We start from the raw sequence: 19,059 nt of genomic DNA, 5'->3' as shown, positions 1-19,059 counted from the left end.
AACCCCGTATTTTCCGGTTAGCGGACGCCGCGTTGGTTGCAAGATAGCAAGCGTCTTTTGTCGATGCCAGGACGGCATCGATCAGGCTGGCCAACCGGCTGGCGGCTCCGGCCATATCGGGTTCACGCTGCGCCGTTTCGTCAGGCTCCAGCGACAGCGCGGTTCCATAAACGATCCGTCACAAGGCGCAGGGCGTCAGTTTACGGCTTGACAGTGGCGGGAGATTGACCTGCATTCGGGCTATGGTTCGGTCATGAAGAAATCGGCGGATTATCCGCTCGAAACGCGGCCCATCATGGGCTTTGCGGACGAATATCCTTCGGGATTCATCGATCCGTTGCACAGTCACCCGCGGTCCCAGCTCTCCTATTCGGCCGCCGGGGTCATGTCGGTCACGACGGAAACGTCCAGCTTCATGCTGCCGCCCTATCGCGCCATCTGGATTCCCGCCGGCATGATGCATGAAGTGTTCTGCCGGGCGCCGGTGTCCTCCTACACACTCTATATCGATCCGCTGCTCGACCGGCAGCCGCAGCATTGCCGCGTGTTCGAAGTGTCCGAACTGGTGAAGGCACTGATCTTTGAGGTTGGCCATTTTCCGCCCGGCTATGATCTGGAGGGGCGGGAAGGGCGCATCGCCCGCCTGCTGCTGGAAGAGATAGAGCGCATGCCCAGCACGCCGAGCGAATTGTCGATGCCGGCGGACCGGCGGTTGCTCCGGGTCTGCCGCGCGCTGCTGGACGATCCGGCCGACCAGCGGGATATTGACGATTGGGCCAGCGTGGCGGGGATGGGGCGGCGCACCTTCACCCGGCTGTTCCGGCAGGAAACGGGCGCTGGCCTGGCCGTCTGGCGGCAGCAGGTGCGCCTGATGGCGGCGCTGTCGCGGCTTGCGTCGGGCCAGCCGATCACCACGGTGGCCTTCGACGTCGGCTATGAAAGCCCTAGCGCTTTCACTGCGATGTTCCACCGCGTCTTCGGCATGCCGCCCAGCGCTTATCTCGCCCAGTCGCAGGGGCATGCGCGGGAGGTGGGCGCCGGAGGGCGCATCGCCTTTCCGCCGGTCATCGATGACTAAGATTTGCGGAGATTTGGTTGAATGGCCATTAGTTGCCATTAAGTGCACCGTGCTCCTGCGAAGGCAGGAGCCCAGTCCCGCCCTTAGTGGATCACCGCATCGTCTGAACTGGGCTCCCGCCTTCGCGGGAGCACGGTGCGCTCTAAGGCGCGGGTTTGCTGAACCAGAAGGGCGCCATTGGCTGCTGGCGTGGCCAGATTTCGTCCAGATTACTGCCGTCGTAGAGACGCCCGTTCTTCATCACTTGCCGGATCGACAGCGTGTTGGCGATGTCGTCCAGCGGGTTGAGGTCCAGGATCACGAGGTCGGCATATTTGCCCGGCTCGATACTGCCGAAATCCGCGTCCCGGCCGATCGCCTTCGCCCCGCCGATGGTCGCGGCGCGCAGCACCTCCATCGGCGTCATGCCGCCCATCGCATAGGCCTGCATCTCCCAATGGGTGCCAAGGCCCGGCACCTCGCCATGGGCGCCGACGCCCAGCAGCCCGCCCGACCGGACGAAGCGGGCGGCGCTCTTCGCAACGTCCGCGAAGACATATTCGCCCGGATCGCGCCATTCGCGCTGCCAGAATTTCTGGTCGCGGAACCAGTTCGGCGCGAAGCGGGCATATTTGGCGTCGCCATGCGGCGCGTCGCGGGCGATGAAATAATTTTGCGCCGGCGTCCCGCCATGGGTGATCTGCAAGGTCAGCGTGTAGCTGGTGCCGCTCTGCGCGAAGAGCTTCAGCACATCCTCATGCAGTTCGACCGGCGGAATGCTGTGTTCATTGCCTGAATAGCCGTCGATGATATGGGTGAGGTCCAGCTTGTGCGACAGCGCGCCCTCTGTCGTCGGGTTGAGGCCCAGCTCCCGCGCCGCCTCCACCACCCATTGCCGGGTGCGGCGATTGCCGGTGCGATATTGCTTGATATTGCCGAGGCGATAATCGTCGCGATAGCGCGACAGCACCGCCTTCACCTCCGCCTTGGAACGGAAATCGTTGAAGGAGAAGAGCGCCGGTCCCGTCGTCATGATCCGCGAGCCGATCATCTGCCCGCTCTCGAGCAGATCCTGATAGGCCAGCATGTCGATGCTGAGCGAGGAGGGGTCGAAGCTCAACGTCACGCCATAGGCGAGGTTCGCCGCCGGTCCCCAATTATGCATGTCCAATATGTCGCGGCGGATGTCCGCGACATGATCGTGAATGTCGATGAAGCCGGGCACGACCGTCGCGCCGTCCAGCATCCGGATCGTCGCATCGGCCGGTACGGGAAAGCTGCCCCGGCTGCCGATGGCGCGGATATGGTCGTCCACGATCAATATGTCGGCGTCGGGGATGACCTCATCCCCCTTCATGGTGATCGCCCGCGCGCCCCGCAGCAGCAGCGTGCCGCGAGGCGTGTCGCGCGGCACCGCGACGGCCAGCGGCCGGGCCTGTCCTCCGACATCTGCCGGGCCGGGCGGCGCGCCCGCGGGCTCCAGCCTCACATCGGCCAGCGCCCGGCGGTGCAGCGTCGATCCGACCGACCACCAGATGGTGCGTCCGTCCTGAGACCAGCCGAAAAAGTCCGCGCCGACATCGGTCATGCGGCTATGGCGGACGGCGGGCGCGGACAGATTCACGCTCTCCCCCGCCTTGTCCGGCATGGCGAAGAGGTGCAGTTGCTGCGCGATCTGGGCGAGCGCCCAATGGCCGTCCGGGCTGACCCGCATATCGTCGGCCGCCGCCGGCCCCTGCGCGAAATACCAGTTCGGCCCGACTGCCTGCACCATTAGGCTGTCGCTGGCCGGGCCGTTCCACGCGATGGCATGCACGCCGTCGCCTTCATTGACATGGACGATGCCCGGCCTGGGCCCGAAATGCGGCGTTCCGCCGATCCGGCCGCTCAGCAGGACTTGCGGCGATGCGCTGGCTGACAATTTGACCAGATCGGCAGCGCGCAACTGGCCGAATTCGACATAGCTGTTCAACCGGTCGGCCTGCGGCGAACGGACGACCAGCACTGATCCGCCGTCCGGAGTGAAGACGGGATGGGTATAGAAGGCCGGGCGATCGGTCAGCCGCCGCGCCGGGCCGCCGTCCACCGGCTTTTCCCAGACGAAGCCGCCGTCCCGCGCCGTCCATGTCACATAGAGCAGGCGCTTGCCGTCTGGCGACCAGCTTGGATGAAATTGCGGCGTGTCGTCGGCGTCGATCCGCTGCGGTGTGGCATTGCCCTCGACCGGAGCAGTATAGACATGGCCGAGCGCGGAGAAGGCCACCGTATGGCCGTCGGGGGAGAGGGCGGGCGTCTGGATCAGCCGCGCCCGGACCGGCCCGCTCTCCTGCCGGATCGGGCGGCGCGTGAGCGGTGCAAGGTCGATGTCGACATAGGCGGAGAAGGGAATGGCCTGTGCCGCGCCGGTCGAGATGTCGATCCGGCTGATCCCCCCGGCCAGATTCATGATCAGCGCCTTGTCATCGGGCGTGAAGGCGAAACGCGGCACCATGTCGCTCCAGGCTGAGGCCTGAAGCTGGTCATGGTCGATTTCGATCAGTTCGCGATCCACGCCGCTGTCGATGTCGCGGATGTGGAGGAAGGTCTTGCCCACCCGGCGCAGCGCGTAGGCGAGCGTGCGGCCGTCATGGGACAGGATGGGACGGAAAGCGCTCGACTGTACGGGGCCGAGGCGGATGTCACCGATCGCCTTCACCACGATCTCGTCCTTGCCGGTGGCCAGATCGCGGCGCGCGATCTGCCATTCTGTCAGCGTGTCGAAATCGGGCGAACCCTTGAGCGTCGCATGATAGAGCGCATGGCCATCGGCGGTCGGCGCCAGGCCCAGGCTGCTCACCTTGTCGCCGGTCTGCGCCGGATCGGCCCAGTTGGGCAGCAGCACCGTGCCGAACCGGTCCGTCCCGTCAGTGGTGAAGCGCCAGCTTTCATAGGCGTTGCGGTCGGGCCAGAAGCGGCTGACATAGGCGGTCCTGCCATCGGGCGCCCAGACCGGCGAGACGAAGATCGGATCTTCGTCGTAGAAGCTCAATTGCCGGGGATACCCGCCATCGGCATCCATGACCCACAGATTTTCCGCGCCCGACCGGTCCGACAGGAACAATATCTGCTTCCCGTCCGGCGAAAAGACGGGCTGGCTGTCATAGGCCATGCCCCGGCTGATCGGCCGCGCCTGCCCGCCCTGCGCGTCGAGCAGATAGATGTCGCCCAGCATGTCCAGCACGATCGTCCGCCCGTCCGGCGACAGGTCGATCGACGCGGCGGTCAGTTCTTTCGTGTCGAAGCGGATCTTGCGCGTGCCCTTGAGCGGCAGCGTCTGGCCGGGCCTGGCTGGCGGACGCGCCATTGTGCCGGAAGGGCCGGTGCCCGACGGCCCTTGCGTCGGGGATAGGAAGGGCAGGGGCGGTTCACCCAACTCATCGGGGCCATGCGCCGCCAAGGGCGCGGCGCTCAGCACGAGCGCTATGGCAAAAGCCTGCGCGGCAGGACGGTTTCCAACGATCCTGCCGCGCATGCCTGCCATCTTCCTAAGGGCTTGTGAGATTTGACTAATAACTGACATCTCTTCGCCGTCACCCAGGGCTTGACCCGGAGTCCCGCTGCCTTTGGCCAAGCGCGGACGGAAGAAAGAGAGCGAGACCCCGGATCAAGTCCGGGGTGACGCAGTAAGGCGATGACCGGGAACCACCCAATTCGCGTCCCCAAGCCAAACCCCCACACATTTTAGAAGGTCTTGGTCACGGTGCCGATCACTTGACGGCCGGCGCCATAGGTACAGCCCGCCGCGCTGGCACAACGCGCTACATACACCTTGTCGAAGATGTTGGAGCCGTTGACGGCGAAGCGCCAGCCCGGCCGGTCATAATGGATGATCGCGTCGAACAGTGTCGATGCCTCGCCATAATAGACGATCGGAGCGTAGGACACTGGCAAACTGCCCGCGCTGCGGCTGGTGTAACGACCGCCAAAGCCGAAGCCCAGGCCGCCCAGCGCGCCCTTCTGGATCGTGTAATCGACGAACAGCGAAGCCTTGTGCTTGGGGGTGACGGGCAACGGCTCGCCGATCTCGAGCGCGGTGTTGCTCTTCTTCACCTCGCTGTCAGTATAGCTATAGGCGCCGTTGATCGAAAGCTGATCGTGCAAACGGGCCACGAACTCCAGTTCTGCGCCTTTCACCTCGACCTCGCCGGACTGGGTGCCCGCTACGGGCGAAACCGTCACCTGGGAGTTGACGACATTGGTTTGGTTGATCTTAAACGCGGCCGCCGTGATCAGCAGCTTGATGCCTTCACCCAGACCTCGCGCATCATATTTGACACCGCCTTCCCATTGCTTGCCCGCACTCGGTTTATAGGCTGCGCCGGACACGTCCGTACCCACGATCGGCTCGAAGGAGGTGGCATAGCTTACATAAGGCGCGAAGCCGCTGTCGGTTACATAGTTGGCGCCCGCGCGCCAGGTGAACTTATGCTGTTTCTCCCTGGTGATCGGTGTATCGACGCCCGCCGGTAAGAATGGCGTCATATAGCTCATCTTCACCCAGTCGTACCGGCCGCTGACCGTCAGATAGAGATTGCCGATGGCGGCATGGTCCTGCGCGTAGACGGCGGTCTGTTTGCGCCATTGCGTATTGAAGCGCGTGCCGTAACCGGGCCGCAGCGTCGCGGCGCTGTAGGCGGTATAGACCGGATCGAACAGATCGACCGTGCCGATACCGTAGTTGAACGTGTAGGCGGAGTCGTTGAAGGTGTTGCGATAGTCGACGCCCGCAATCAGATTATGTTCGATCGGGCCAGTCGTCAGCTTTGCGTCGATCCGGTTGTCGGTGGCGAAGCTGCGTACATTCTCCTTATAGGTGAAGTTCGACTGTCCCACGGTGCGATAATCGTCAGGCGTGCCGTCGAAATTATTGTCGACGACGCCGATGCTGCCATAGATGCCAGTCGGCGTATCCTCGTGATAGCGGGTCCATTTGGTGTTGGACCGGAAGGTGACGTTGCCGAATTCATGGCTGAAGTCCCAGCCCGCGCCCCATTGGCGGCGCTTGTAGAGATTATGCGGATCGCCCAGATTGACGTGGCGCGACACCTTGCCGACCGGATTGTCGAGCAGCGTGCCATAGACCGGCAGGAAGCCGTTCGTGTCGCCCCGCACCGTATCATATTGATAGTAACCGAGCAGCGTCAGCTTCGTGGACGATCCCAGTTTCAGCGTCGCGGTCGGCGCGACGAGCACACGCTCGGCATGCACCAGATCACGCTCTGCATCGCGATTGCGATACAGGCCAGTGAAGCGGACATCGAGCATGTCGTTGACCGGCCCGGTGACGGTGCCCGCGACCTGGGCATAATCGTCCGTGCCATATTTGACGCCCAATTCACCGCCGAACTCGTTGCTGGCGCGGCGGCTGGTCTCGTTGGTGAGACCGCCCGGAGGCGAGGAGCCGTACAGCACCGACGCTGGCCCCTTCAGCACGTCGAGCGACTGGAAGGCGTAGAGATCGACGCCTACGCTGGAGATGGAGGTGGAGTTGGGCGTCGCCAGCCCGTCCATATATTCCTTCGGCGTGAAGCCACGCACGGTCAGGAAGTCGAAGCGCAGGTCGGGGCCATAGCTTTCACCGAATACGCCGGACGTATAGCGCACCGCCTGCTGCGCATCGACGAAGTTCAATAGGTCGATCTGGTCGCGGGTGATGACGGAGATGGACTGCGGCGTCTCGATCAGTGGGATGTCCGCCTTCGACGCGGTCTGGCTGCCTTCGGGCACATAGTTGCGGGCGGTCACGATGATGACGTCCTGCCCGTCGATGGTCGTGCGGCTGGTGCCGAGCGTCGCGCCATTGTCCGCTTGCTGTTGGGCGAGGGCCACGGCCGGGAGCAGCGCCACGGCTGCGCCGCATAGCAGCGCCTTCCGAACGGTCCGCTGAGCCTTGCCAGATGCATGGGTGCCGAATTTCATCTCTGATCCCCCTAAAGTTGCTGGTCCCTGACTTTTTTGTTTCTGTTACGGTACGCCCAAAGCGTTTCGCCGCTTTGGTATTTGGGCCACATAATGTTGCGTTCCGGCCAACACGTGTTTCATAAAATGTTTCTGCGCCTCTTTCGATTGATTTTCGGTCGGGAAAATAAATGCTTCGGTGACTGTGACCCGTTTGCGACAGCAAGCGATCCGGCGCACAAGGTTATTGCCCGCTCCACATGCTTAGATGCCGGCAGACACAAACCGGGGTTCCGATGGTGATGAAGGCAAAGCAGAATCCGGCCGTCGCGGGACAATTGTGGGTCCAGATCCATCGCTATCTGGGTCTGGCGTCCCTTTTCTTCCTGGGCCTTGCCGCGCTGACCGGTTGTCTGCTGTGCTTCAACCAGCCGCTCGACGAGATGCTGAACGCCGACTTGTTCGCGCGTGCAGCTCCAGCGGCCCGTCCGGTCGATCCGCTGATCGCCGCCGACCGTTTCGCCCGTACCCATCCGGCGCTCCAACTGACATCCGTGCCGGTCATTGTGCCAGCCGATCGGAACATCCCGGTCTCGGTCGCCGCCGCGCCCGGCAAACCGGCTCCGGAGCAGGATCAGCTTTTTCTGGACCGGGAAAGCGGCGACCCGATCGGCGGCCGGTCGACCGCGCCGGGATGGGACCGGCGGCAATTCACCGCCGGTCTGCTCGACCTCCATTACCGGCTGCTGGCGGGCGACTGGGGCCGCTGGCTGATGGGGGTGGTCGCGCTTGCCTGGCTCATCAGCAATTTCGTCGGCTTCTACCTTACCTTTCCGCGCAAGCGGCCCTTCTTCGCCAACTGGAAGCGCATGTGGCGCTTCAGCTTCCGCAGCATGTTTGGGCGGCTGATGCTCGATCTGCATCGGGCGAGCGGCCTCTGGCTGTTGATCGGCATCACGCTGCTGGCGCTGACCTCCGTGGCGTTCAACTTCTACGACGAAGCCTATGCGCCGATGGCGACGAAGATCGCGCCGCTCAAACGCCCGCTTTTCGATCAGCCCGCGCCCTTTCCCGACGGCGCCCGGCCCACGCTCCATTATACGGACGCGCTGCGCCTCGCCCGCGTGCAGGCGGCGAAGGATGGGCTCGATTGGCGACCGGCGACCGCGCTCTATCGGCCGGACTGGAATTTCTACGGCGTAACCTTCACCGATAACGGCATCACCAATTATCATCGGCTGGGCCCCGTCTATTATTATTTCGACGCCCGGACCGGCGCGCTCGCGCATGAGGTCAATCCCTATGACGACAGCGCCGGTCTGGTGATGCTGCGCATCCTCTATCCCGTGCACAGTGGCAAGGTGGCCGGCAATGTGACGATCGCCATCATATTCCTGCTGGGCCTGGCGACATTGGAGATGTGCGTCACTGGCTTCTATGTCTGGTGGAAGAAGCGCGCATCCCGCGTCGCGATGGCGAAAGCCCAGGCCCGGGCAGCACAGGCGCAAGCTGCGCGTGCCCGGATCGAACAGTGATTGACCCGCATGCGCAGGCGCGCCGCCCCGGCCTGGGCCATGCCGCATGGACAGTTCAACCCAACCGGGCGGGAGCGCCAAGGTGACATTCCAGAGGGAGACGGACATGGTCGACGACGTCGATCCCGACATTCGGACCTTCCACCGCGAAACCTCGGCGGCCTATGCCGCGCTGTCGGCCTCCGGCTATGCCGATGTCGCGATGCGCCGCGCCGTAGCCGAAAAGGTGCGTCTGCCGTGGCGGACCGGCGGACCGCTGATGGCGCGCACGCAGGATTTGCGCGTGGGCCGGGATGAGGTTCCCATCCGCATCCACCGTCCGACCGGCGATGAGCGCCTGCCCGTGCTGGTCTATCTGCACGGCGGCGGCTGGGTGCTGTTCAGCCTCGACACGCATGACCGGCTGATGCGCGAATATGCGGCGCGCGCCGGCTGCGCGGTGGTCGGCATCGATTATAGCCTGGCGCCCGAAACCCACTTTCCCCGGCCGCTCGACGACATCGGCCAGGTGCTGGACTGGCTGCGCGCGGAGGGCATGGCCCATGGGCTCGACGCCGGAAGGGTGGCGATCGGCGGCGATTCGGCGGGTGCCAATCTCAGCCTCGCGACCGCGCTGCGGTTGCGGGACGCGGGACGGGACGATGTGAAGGCCCTGCTGCTTAATTACGGCGCTTTCGACAATCAGTTGCGCGCCTCGCATGAGCTTTATGACGGCGACGCCTATATGCTGACCACGGCGGAGATGATGGATTTCTGGTCCGATTATCTCGGCGGCCCGATCGACACGGCTGATCCGCTGGCCCGGCCGTTGCTGGCCGATCTGCACGGCCTGCCGCCGGCATTTCTGTGCATCGCGGAGTGCGACATATTGGCGGATGAAAATCATGAGATGGCCCGCCGTCTGGCCGAAGCGGGCAACGCCGTGCGGGCCGAAACCTATGCCGGGGCGACGCACAGCTTCCTGGAGGCGATGCGCATTTCCCCGCTGGCGCGCCGGGCGCTGGACGATGCCGCAGGCTGGCTGAAGGAGCGTTTGGCATGAGCGGTCCATTCGATCAGGTCCATCCGGACGATCTTGCGCGGTTGATCGACGGCTATCCACTGGCCTGGGTGATGCCGCTGGCCGATCCCGCACTGGCGACGCCCATGCCGGTGCTGCTGGAATCGGATACGGACGGGACGCTGCGTTCGCTGCTGGGGCATCTGCCGCTGGCGCATCCTGCCGTCGCGGCCTTGCGCGCCGATTCTAGTGCGCTGTTCCTGTTCCATGGACCGCATGCTTATATCAGCCCCGCCTGGCTGACCGACAAGGATTGGGCGCCGACCTGGAATTTCGCGGTCGCCAAGCTGACGGCGGACGTGGCCCTGGATGAAGGGCTGACCGATGAAGCGCTGCGCTGCACCGTCGCGCATATGGAGCGGGACCAAGCCGATCCCTGGACGGTGGCGCAAATGGGCGCACGCTATGAAAGCCTGAAGCGGCGGGTCATCGGCTTCCGCGCCACGATCACCGGCGTCTCTGCCCGTTTCAAATTGGGGCAGGACGAAAAACCGGCGGTGTTCGGTGAAATACTGACCGGCCTTGGCGATCATCCGATCGCCGCCTGGATGAAGGATGCCGTGGACCGCGCATGATGAGGGGCCTGCTCTCCGGGCTGTGCGCGGGCGTCATGGCCGGCGCTGCGCCGATGCCGGCAGCGGCTCAGGAGGATGGCCCAGCGCCGGTCGAGCTGGACGGCTATTATCTCAGCGACGCTTTCGCCAATCTGCGCGGGGGGATCAAGACCGGCGCGCGGGTCATGGGGAAGCTGGGCGTCATCTTCGACGCCGATGCGTCGGCCGTTGGCGTCGCTGGCGCCCGGCTGCATGTTGACCTGCAATATGTCCATGGCCATTCGCTTTCCAACGATCTGGTCGGGGACGCGCAGGTCGTCAGCAATATCGACGCGGTGTCCGCGCTGCGGCCGATGGAGGCCTATCTCGCCTTGCCCTTCGGTGATGCGGGGCAGGGGGCGCTTAAGCTTGGCCTGATCGACCTCAACGTCGATTTCGACGTTCAGCGCTATGGGGCCTTCTTCCTCAACAGTTCGCATGGCATCGCGCCCGATGTCTCGCAGAGCGGTTTAAATGGTCCTTCGATCTTCCCCACCAGCGCCAGCGCCGTGACCGCGCAGTGGCAAGGGCGGGGATGGACCGGGCGCCTGGGCCTGTTCGACGCGGTGGCGGGCGATCCCGATCATCCGGGACGCACGGTTGTGCGTTTTCCCGGCACGACTGGCCTGCTCATGGTAAGTGAAGTCGACATCGCGATCGGCGGGGACAGCGAATTGCAGATCGGGGCCTGGCGCTATACGCCACGCTTCCCCCGCATCGATGCGACCGGCAGGACCGGCAAAAGTCAGGGCGTCTATGCGCTCGTCGAAGGCCCGTTGGCGCGGCGGGGCGCGGCGGAACTGGGCGGCTGGTTGCGCATCGGTGTCGCGTCGGATGCGGTGAATCCGATTGGCCTTTATCTGGGCGGTGGCGCGACCTTCGGGACGGAGGATCGCCGCATTGGCCTTGCCTTCGCGCATGCCCGGCTGGGCGATCCAGCGCGGCAGGCGGAGGGTCTGCGCCGCGCCGAAACCGCCATCGAACTCAGCTATGCGCATCGCGTCCATCCGCGCATATCGCTTCAGCCGGATGTGCAATATGTCGTCCATCCCGGCTGGAATCCATCCCGGCGCGATGCGATCGTCGCCGGGATGCGCGTTCACCTCACGCTGTTCTGAACGGTCAGGCGGCGGCCAATGCGGCGCGGGCGCGGCTATGGTGGCGGCCGAACCCCAAATAGATGGCGATGCCGACCAGAATATAGCCGACCAGGATCGCCATCGGAATCCATTCGCCGTCAATCGCCTTGCCGAATATGTCGAGCAGCACCGGCCCCATCATCAGCAGGCAGAAGAGCAGCGCCAATGCCGGGATCACGCCGATCCAGAAACCCTTCACCCAAATGCCTCCCAACGGCACGCGGAAGGGGCGGTTCAGGTCGGGATGGCTGGAGCGCAGCCACATCACGCTGATGGCGACGACGATGAAGACGAAGGCGGTGCCGATGCTGACCAGATCAGCGAGCAGCGTGATCGGCAGCAGCGCGGCGGCAATGCCGGAAATGCCCGTGACCGCGATCGTCCCGAACACGGGCGTCGCGAAGCGCGGATGGATGGCGGCGAACCCCCTGGGCAGCAGGCCGTCGCATGCCATGGCGAAGCAGATGCGCGATTGGCCATAGCTGTTGACCAGCAGCACCGATCCCAGGCCGGTCAGCGCCCCTACCTTGATGATCAGCGCCACCACCGGGATGCCGATGGCCGACACGGCCACCGCGATCGGATCGGGCACGTTCAGTTCGCGGAAGGGGATGAGGCCGGTCATCACCAGCGCGACGGCGGCGTAGATCAGCGTGCTGACGATCAGCGCGCCCAATATGCCGACCGGAATGTCGAGCTGCGGCGTGCGCGCCTCCGACGCGGCGGTGGCGACGGACTCGAAGCCCAGATAGGCGAAGAACAGGATCGACGCGGCGCGGATGACGCCCGGCACGCCATAGCGGAACCCGCCCTCGTTCGCGGGGATGAACGGCGTCCAGTTATGCGTATCGACATGGCTGAGGCCCACGGCCACGAAGCCGATCAGCACGCTCATCTTGATGATGACGAGCAGCGTGTTGACCGCCGCCGAATGCGCGACGCCGCGGATGAGGATGAGGCAGACGACCACCAGGCTCGCCAGCGCGACCAGGTTGAGCGACGGTCCGAAAGTGAAATCCATGCCCCCCGGCGTCACCGTGCCGCGAATGAACGGCGTTGCGATCGCCGCCGGCAGATGGACGCCGAAATCGCCCAGCAGGCTTTGCAGATAGCCCGAAAAGCCGACCGCCAATGCGGAGCCCGCAAGCCCGAACTCCAGCATCAGCATCCATCCGAGCGCCCAGGCGAAGACTTCCCCCAGCGCGGTATAGGCATAGGTATAGGAGGCGCCCGATACCGGCAGGACCGAACTCAGCTCGGCATAGCATAGGCCCGTCAGCGCGCAGGCCATGCCTGCAATGGCGAAGGACAGGACCACCGCCGGGCCGGCATAATTGGCCGCCGCCGTCCCGGTCATCACATAGACCCCGGCTCCGATGATGCACCCGATGCCGATCAGGACCAGTTGCACAGGCCCCAAAGTCCGGCGCAGTCCCGTATTGGCGGCATCCGCGCGAACCGAATCCAGCGACTTTCGAACAAGATAGGCACTCTGCTTGGCGATCATGCGAAAAGTCCCTTCCTGACCTGTTGCCGCAGCCAGCCTAGAAGCTTGTCTAACCGCTGCCCGAGGAAACGGACATGATTCTGTCGGGATCGGGCCTCTTGCGCTGAAGCAGGCCTCTGCGTTGCGCTATGGGAAGGGGGACGAACCATATTTTCCGACACTATAGCGGACGGCAATCCGGGGCCAGAATTGAATCGGGGTCGGAATTGGCCGGTGTCAGGCCCCGGATACGGCATCACACGGCGGTCTCATCAATTACGAAATCCTGCGATGTGTCGGTGCGCCGGCCGAGCAGCATGTCGGTATGCGCCGCTCCGCCGGGGATCATGGGATAGCAATTGTCGAGCTTTGCGACCCTGCAATCCACCAGCACCGGTCCTGGGGTCGCCAGCATGGCTGCGATGCCTTCGCCAAGTTCTTCCGCCCGATCGATGGTCCAGCCGGTCCAGCCATAGGCTTCTGCCATGATTGCAAAGTCCGGCAGCGATTCCGAATAGGATTCCGCATAGCGACCGCCATAGCCGACATCCTGCAATTGCCGGACCATGCCGAGATGGCGGTTGTTCAGCATGAACATCTTGATCGGTAGCCGATATTGAACGGCCGTCGCCATCTCTTGCATGTTCATCTGGAAGGATGCGTCGCCGGTTATGCCGACGACAAGGGCATCGGGATAGCCGACCTGCGCACCGATGGCGGCGGGCAGGCCATAGCCCATGGTGCCAAGGCCGCCGCTCGTCAGCCATTTATTGGGCTGATCGAACCCCAGATGCTGGGCCGCCCACATCTGATGCTGTCCGACATCGGTGGTGATGATGGGGGACCGCTCGCGGATGGCGCTCCAGAGCGTGGACAAGGCGAGCTGCGGCGCCATGTCGGGGGAGGCATTCTCATAAGCCAGGCAATCGACGGCACGCCATTGCGCGATCTGCTGCCACCAGGGCGCCAGGTTTCGGCCGCGCCGGCCCGATGCCATCCAGAGGTCGTTGATAGCCGACAGTGCGGCCCCGGCATCTGCGACGATGCCAAGGTCCACCTTCACATTCTTGCCGATGGAACTGCGGTCGATGTCGATGTGGATCTTGCGCGCATGGGGCGCGAACGCGTCGATCCGGCCAGTGACGCGATCGTCGAAACGCGCCCCGATAGCGACGATCAGATCCGCGTCGTGCATCGCCCAATTGGCTTCATAGGTGCCGTGCATGCCGAGCATGCCCAGCCATTGCGGGGAGGATGCGGGAAAGGCGCCAAGGCCCATCAAGGTCGATGTGACCGGCGCGCCGGTTCGTTCGGCAAGGATGCGCAGCGCGTCGGCTGCCTGCGGTCCCGCATTGATGACGCCGCCGCCGGTGTAGAGGATCGGCCGCTGCGCATCCGCAATCATCGCGAGGGCATGCGCGATGGCATCGGCGGCGCCTTCGACTGCGGGCCGACGGGACGGAGGTATCGCGACACGCGGTTGCGGCGAAGGATAGGGCGCCCTGCGGACCTGTACGTCGCGTGGTATGTCGATCAGGACGGGGCCGGGGCGTCCGGTCGATGCGATCGCATGCGCCTCGTGCAGCACGGCCTCCACCCGGTCCGTCGTCTTCACCAGATAATTATGCTTGGTGCAGTGGCGGGTGATGCCGACCGTGTCGCACTCCTGGAAGGCGTCGGTACCGATCAGATGGGTCGGCACCTGGCCGCTGATGGCGATCAGCGGGATCGAATCCATGAACGCGTCTGCAAGGCCCGTCACGATGTTGGTGACGCCGGGCCCCGACGTCACCAGCACGACGCCGGGCTTGCCCGTTGCGCGGGCATATCCTTCGGCCGCATGCGCCGCGCCCGCTTCGTGCCGGACCAGCACATGGCGGATGGCATGTTGGTGCAGCAGCTCGTCATAGATGGGGAGCACCGCGCCGCCCGGATAGCCGAAGATCACATCGACGCCCAGATCGGCCAATGTCCGCAGGATGATCTGCGCGCCGGTCAACTCGTTCATGATAGTCCCCGATCCCGCCGCTATGGTATATCAGCCGACGATCAGCATCGGCTGTTCGACCAAGGTGCGGAACGCGGCCATGAATTGCGCCGCGACCGCGCCGTCGATGGCGCGATGGTCGAAGCTGGCCGTGGCCGCCATGATGGTGGCCAGGCCGATCTGGCCGTCGACCTTCCACGGCTGCTCGACGCCCGCGCCGATGCCCAGGATCAGCGCCTGGGGCGGGTTGATGACCGGGAACATCTCGTCGATGCCGAACATGCCGAGGTTGGAGATGGACGCGGTGCCGCCCTGATAATCCTCCGGCGCCAGCTTGCCGTCGCGGGCCTTTGCCGCCAGCGCCTTGCTGGCGGTGGCGATGGCCGACACGGACAGCGCGCCCGCGTCCTTGATGATGGGCGTGATGAGCCCGCCGTCGATGGCGACGGCCATGGAAATGTCCACGCGGGAAAAGCGGTGCAGTTCCTCGCCGCCGAACTGGACGTTGGCGTCGGGCACCTCGATCAGCGCCATCGCCATCGCCTTGATGAGGAGGTCGTTGACGCTGAGCTTGATGCCCCGTGCCGCAAGGCCCGCATTCAGCTCGCCGCGCAGCTTGAGCAGCGGGTCCAGATTGCAGCGCGCGGTCAGGTAGAAGTGTGGCACCGTTTGCTTGCTCTCGGTCAGGCGCCGGGCGATCGTCCTGCGCATGGAGCTGAGCTTTTCGGTCACGACCGGCACGCCGGCGGGCGGCGGGGCGATGACGGCGATGGGAGCAGCAGGGGCCGTTGCAGGGGCCGGGGGCGGCGCGACGAGCGGGCCAATGCCCAGGTCCGCGCGGACGATCCGGCCATTGGGTCCGGTGCCGATGATGCCGGTCAGGCCGATTCCCTTGGCTTCCGCGATGCGCTGGGCCAGCGGGCTGACGCGGACCTTGTCGGCCGGGGACAGGCGCGCGCGGGGCGCCGTCACCTCCGGCGCATGCTGTGGTGCGACGGGAGCGGCCGGCGCGGCGGCAGGGACGGCGACGGGCGCCGCTGCTGCGACGGCCGGTTCGGACGCTGCCTCGCCATCTTCGGCCAGCATGGCGATCACGGTGCCGACCGGAACGTCGACCGTGCCCTCGGCTATCACCAGACTGGCGACCCGGCCCCCGTCGATCGCTTCGAATTCCATGGTGGCCTTGTCGGTCTCGATCTCCGCGATCATGTCGCCGGGCTTCACCATGTCCCCTTCGGCCACCAGCCACTTGGCCAGCGTGCCCTTTTCCATCGTCGGGGAGAGCGCCGGCATCTTCAGTTCGATTGTCATGTCAGTTTCCCATGAAAAGTTCGGCAGCGGCTTCGACGATGGCGTCGCTGTCCAGGCGATAGGTGCGATAGAGGTCGGGCAGGTTGCCGGTCTGGCCGAAACGGTCGGTGCCGAGCGGGCTGACCCGCATGCCCTTGACCCCGCCCAGCCAGGACAGGGCGCCGGGCGAGCCGTCGAGCACGGTCACCAGGCCCGCGCCCGGCGCCAGCGCGGACAGCAGCGTTTCGGCATGGCAGGGCTGGGGGGAATCATCGGTCCAGCGCGCCGCGCGCCGCGCCGACCAGTCGCGATGCAGCAAGTCGGGGGAGGTGACGTTCAGCAGGCCCAGGCCCGGAATATCCTCCGACAATTCTTCCCATGCCGCCAGCGCCTCGGGCGCGACGACGCCGGTGAAGACGATCGCCGCTTCCGCGCCCTGCGCCGGCTTGCGCAGCCAGTAGCCGCCCTTGATCGCGTCCGCCTTCCAGCCGTCATCCTCGCGCTTGATTTGCGGGATGGAACGAGTCGACAGGCGCAGATAGACCGAGCTGCCGTCGGGCTGCTGCATATGATCGAAGGCGAAGGCCATCATCGCCGTCACCTCGTCGGCATAGGCCGGTTCGAAATAGGTGAGGTTGGGTTGGCCCATGGCGATCAGCGGCGTGTTGATCGACTGGTGCGCGCCGCCCTCCGCCGCCAGGGTGAGGCCGGACGGCGTGCCGACCAGCAGGAAGCGGGCGTCCTGGTAGCAGCCATAGTTGAGCGCATCGAGCCCGCGCGAAATGAACGGGTCATAGACCGTGCCGACAGGCAGCAGCCGCGTGCCGAAATGCGGGGCGGCCAGACCCAGCGAGGTCAGCATGATGAAGAAGTTGTTCTCCGCAATGCCCAGCTCGATATGCTGGCCCGCCGCATGCTGCGACCATTTCTGCGCCGAAGGAATCTTCGCCTTGTGGAAGACGTCGGCCAGCTCCTGCCGGCGGAACAGGCCGCGCTGGTTGACGAAGGCGCCCAGGTTGGTCGTCTGGGTGACGTCGGGCGCGGTGGTGACGATGCGGTCGGCCAGCGGCTCGCCCGATTTGGCGAGGTCCAGCAGGATGCGGCCGAAGGCGGCTTGCGTCGATTGCTCGGCGCCGTCGGGCGCGCGCAGGCTGGCCGGCACCGGAACCGGTTCGGCAACCGGCTCGGCCAGCTTGCGCGCGATCGGGCTGGCGTCCACGAACGCCTGCAACTGCGTCGCGGCATTGTCGCCAAGACCGCCCCAGCGCTCCCATTCCTGCCCCTCGGGTACGCCCAGGCTGGCGCGGAACTGCTCCATCTGGGCCGGGTTCATCATGCCGGAATGATTGTCCTTGTGGCCGGCCAGCGGCAGGCCGAAGCCCTTGACGGTATAGGCTATGAACAGGGTGGGCCTGTTGTCGTTCGCGCCGTCGAACGCCTCGACCAGCGACTCGATGCAATGGCCGCCCAGATTGGTCATCAGCGCGGCCAGCGCCGGGTCGTCATAGCTGTCGAGCAGCTTCTTCACATGGGGCTTGTCCCCGATGTCGGCCATCAGCCGGTCGCGCCAGGCCGCGCCGCCCTGATAGGTCAGCGCCGCATAGTCCGCGTTCGGACAATTGTCGATCCACTGTTCGATCGATTGGCCGCCCGGACGCTTGAACGCGGCCTGTTGCAGCTTGCCGAATTTCAGCGTGACGACGCGCCAGCCGCAGGTTTCGAATATGTCGTCGAAACGGCGGAACATGCGATCGGCGGTCGTCGCGTCCAGCGACTGCCGGTTATAGTCGACGATCCACCAGCAATTGCGCAGATCATGCTTATATCCCTCGATCAGACATTCGTAGATATTGCCCTCATCCAGTTCCGCGTCGCCCATCAACGCGATCATGCGGCCGGCATCTTCCTCCTTCACCTGGCCATGGGCGATCAGATAGTCTTGGACCAGGCTGGTGAAGGCGGTGACGGCGACGCCCAGGCCGACCGATCCGGTGGAGAAGTCGACGGGGATCGCGTCCTTCGTACGGCTGGGATAGCTCTGCACGCCGCCAAGCCCACGAAATCGTTGCATCTTGTCGAGCGACTGTTGCCCCAGCAGATAATGGATCGCGTGCAGGACCGGGCCGGCATGCGGCTTCACGGCGACCTTGTCCTGCGGGCGCAGCGCGTGGAAGTAGAGGGCGGACATGATCGCCGTCATCGACGCGCAACTCGCCTGATGCCCGCCCACTTTCATGGCATCGGTTTTGGGACGAATATGATTGGCGTTGTGGATCATCCAGGACGACAGCCAGCGCAAGCGCGTGTCGAGTTGCTCCAGCGAGTTGACGAGGGACTGCCGGTCTTGAGAGAATATGTCTGCCATGGGGCTTCCTAAAGGGTCTGTCAGTCCAATCTAAGCCAAGGGGGCAGGGAGAGTCCTTGCGAATTTATGCGCATGACACTATGAACTTGGCATATAATTTCTGTTCTTTGATGATATGGAGTATATTGTGCCAAATGCCCTGCTGGACGATTTGGACCGACGGATGCTGGCGGAGTTGCAGGCGGACGGGCGGATGACCAATTTGGAGCTGTCCGAAAAGGTCGGCCTGTCGCCCAGTCCCTGCCTGCGGCGATTGAAGCAGTTGGAGGCGCAGGGCGTCATCACCCGCTATGTGGCGTTGGTGGACCCCGACCAGTTGGGACTGGGCGTGACCGCGTTCGTGCGCATCCGACTGGACCAGCAGGATGACCGCCATCTCACCATCTTCGAAGAAGCGGTCGCCCAATTTCCCGAAGTCATGGAATGCTATCTGATGAGCGGAGATTCCGATTATCAGCTTCGGCTGGTGGTCGAGGATTTGAAGGCTTTCGAAAATTTCCTGCGCTACAAGCTCACCCGGATCGAAGGAGTCTCGCAATTGACAACCAGTTTCGCGCTGCGGCCCGTGGTCTACAAGACCGCGCTGCCGATCTGACGCCAGACTTGGCAT

12 protein-coding genes are annotated in these 19,059 nt (G+C 64.6%); 6 read left to right on the top strand and 6 right to left on the bottom strand.

The genetic code is table 11. The annotated features are described in order from the left end of the window. The first annotated feature begins 253 nt into the window (after positions 1-253). Positions 254-1,078, top strand: coding sequence for a helix-turn-helix domain-containing protein (locus tag HUK72_RS08270; protein ID WP_176596363.1), 825 nt, complete (start codon positions 254-256; stop codon positions 1,076-1,078). Between the two features lie 142 nt (positions 1,079-1,220). Here HUK72_RS08270 and HUK72_RS08265 read toward each other — a convergent pair whose 3' ends face one another. Together HUK72_RS08265 and HUK72_RS08260 are read right to left on the bottom strand one after the other, a co-directional pair. After that, positions 1,221-4,577 (bottom strand): amidohydrolase family protein, encoded by a 3,357-nt coding sequence (locus HUK72_RS08265; protein ID WP_218035931.1) that lies wholly within the window; start codon positions 4,575-4,577, stop codon positions 1,221-1,223. A gap of 200 nt (positions 4,578-4,777) precedes the next feature. Further along, positions 4,778-7,015, bottom strand: a complete 2,238-nt coding sequence (locus HUK72_RS08260) for a TonB-dependent siderophore receptor (RefSeq protein WP_176596361.1) — start codon at positions 7,013-7,015, stop codon at positions 4,778-4,780. Between the two features lie 281 nt (positions 7,016-7,296). Here HUK72_RS08260 and HUK72_RS08255 point away from each other — a divergent pair, with 281 nt between their 5' ends. The 4 genes from HUK72_RS08255 (at position 7,297) to HUK72_RS08240 (ending at position 11,300) form a co-directional block, all read left to right on the top strand. Beyond that, positions 7,297-8,529 carry a PepSY domain-containing protein gene (locus tag HUK72_RS08255; protein ID WP_218035930.1) on the top strand — a complete coding sequence of 411 codons (1,233 nt, stop codon included), beginning with the start codon at positions 7,297-7,299 and terminating at the stop codon, positions 8,527-8,529. A gap of 106 nt (positions 8,530-8,635) precedes the next feature. Continuing rightward, positions 8,636-9,571: an alpha/beta hydrolase gene (locus HUK72_RS08250; RefSeq protein ID WP_176596359.1), complete on the top strand. Its 936-nt coding sequence runs from the start codon at positions 8,636-8,638 to the stop codon at positions 9,569-9,571. Continuing rightward, on the top strand, positions 9,568-10,164 hold the full coding sequence (locus tag HUK72_RS08245) for an FMN-binding negative transcriptional regulator (protein WP_176596358.1): 597 nt from the start codon (positions 9,568-9,570) through the stop codon (positions 10,162-10,164). The genes HUK72_RS08250 and HUK72_RS08245 overlap by 4 nt, the downstream gene beginning before the upstream one ends. Beyond that, positions 10,161-11,300: a carbohydrate porin gene (locus HUK72_RS08240; protein ID WP_176596357.1), complete on the top strand. Its 1,140-nt coding sequence runs from the start codon at positions 10,161-10,163 to the stop codon at positions 11,298-11,300. Before HUK72_RS08245 ends, HUK72_RS08240 begins: the two co-directional genes overlap by 4 nt. A gap of 4 nt (positions 11,301-11,304) precedes the next feature. Here HUK72_RS08240 and HUK72_RS08235 read toward each other — a convergent pair whose 3' ends face one another. The 4 genes from HUK72_RS08235 to HUK72_RS08220 all read right to left on the bottom strand — a co-directional run bounded on the left by HUK72_RS08235 (position 11,305) and on the right by HUK72_RS08220 (position 18,449). Then, entirely contained in the window at positions 11,305-12,828 is a 1,524-nt protein-coding gene (locus HUK72_RS08235) for an amino acid permease (RefSeq protein ID WP_176596356.1), read from the bottom strand. 235 nt (positions 12,829-13,063) lie between these two features. After that, the gene (gene ilvB, locus HUK72_RS08230; RefSeq protein WP_176596355.1) at positions 13,064-14,815 is read right to left on the bottom strand and encodes a biosynthetic-type acetolactate synthase large subunit; all 1,752 of its coding nucleotides are present in this window, start codon (positions 14,813-14,815) and stop codon (positions 13,064-13,066) included. Positions 14,816-14,845: 30 nt separating this feature from the next. Further along, complete coding sequence (locus tag HUK72_RS08225) at positions 14,846-16,105, bottom strand: pyruvate dehydrogenase complex dihydrolipoamide acetyltransferase (protein WP_176596354.1); 1,260 nt, start codon at positions 16,103-16,105, stop codon at positions 14,846-14,848. Position 16,106: 1 nt separating this feature from the next. Beyond that, on the bottom strand, positions 16,107-18,449 hold the full coding sequence (locus HUK72_RS08220; protein WP_176596353.1) for a transketolase: 2,343 nt from the start codon (positions 18,447-18,449) through the stop codon (positions 16,107-16,109). A 127-nt stretch (positions 18,450-18,576) separates the two neighbouring features. Here HUK72_RS08220 and HUK72_RS08215 point away from each other — a divergent pair, with 127 nt between their 5' ends. Next, a complete protein-coding gene (locus tag HUK72_RS08215; protein WP_336950532.1) occupies positions 18,577-19,044 on the top strand; it encodes an Lrp/AsnC family transcriptional regulator in 468 nt (155 codons plus the stop codon). Positions 19,045-19,059 lie beyond the last annotated feature (15 nt).

Origin of the sequence: Sphingobium sp. 15-1, assembly GCF_013375535.1 — a bacterium.
Lineage (GTDB): Bacteria > Pseudomonadota > Alphaproteobacteria > Sphingomonadales > Sphingomonadaceae > Sphingobium > Sphingobium aromaticivastans.
This window is presented reverse-complemented; position numbering and strand designations above follow the sequence as displayed.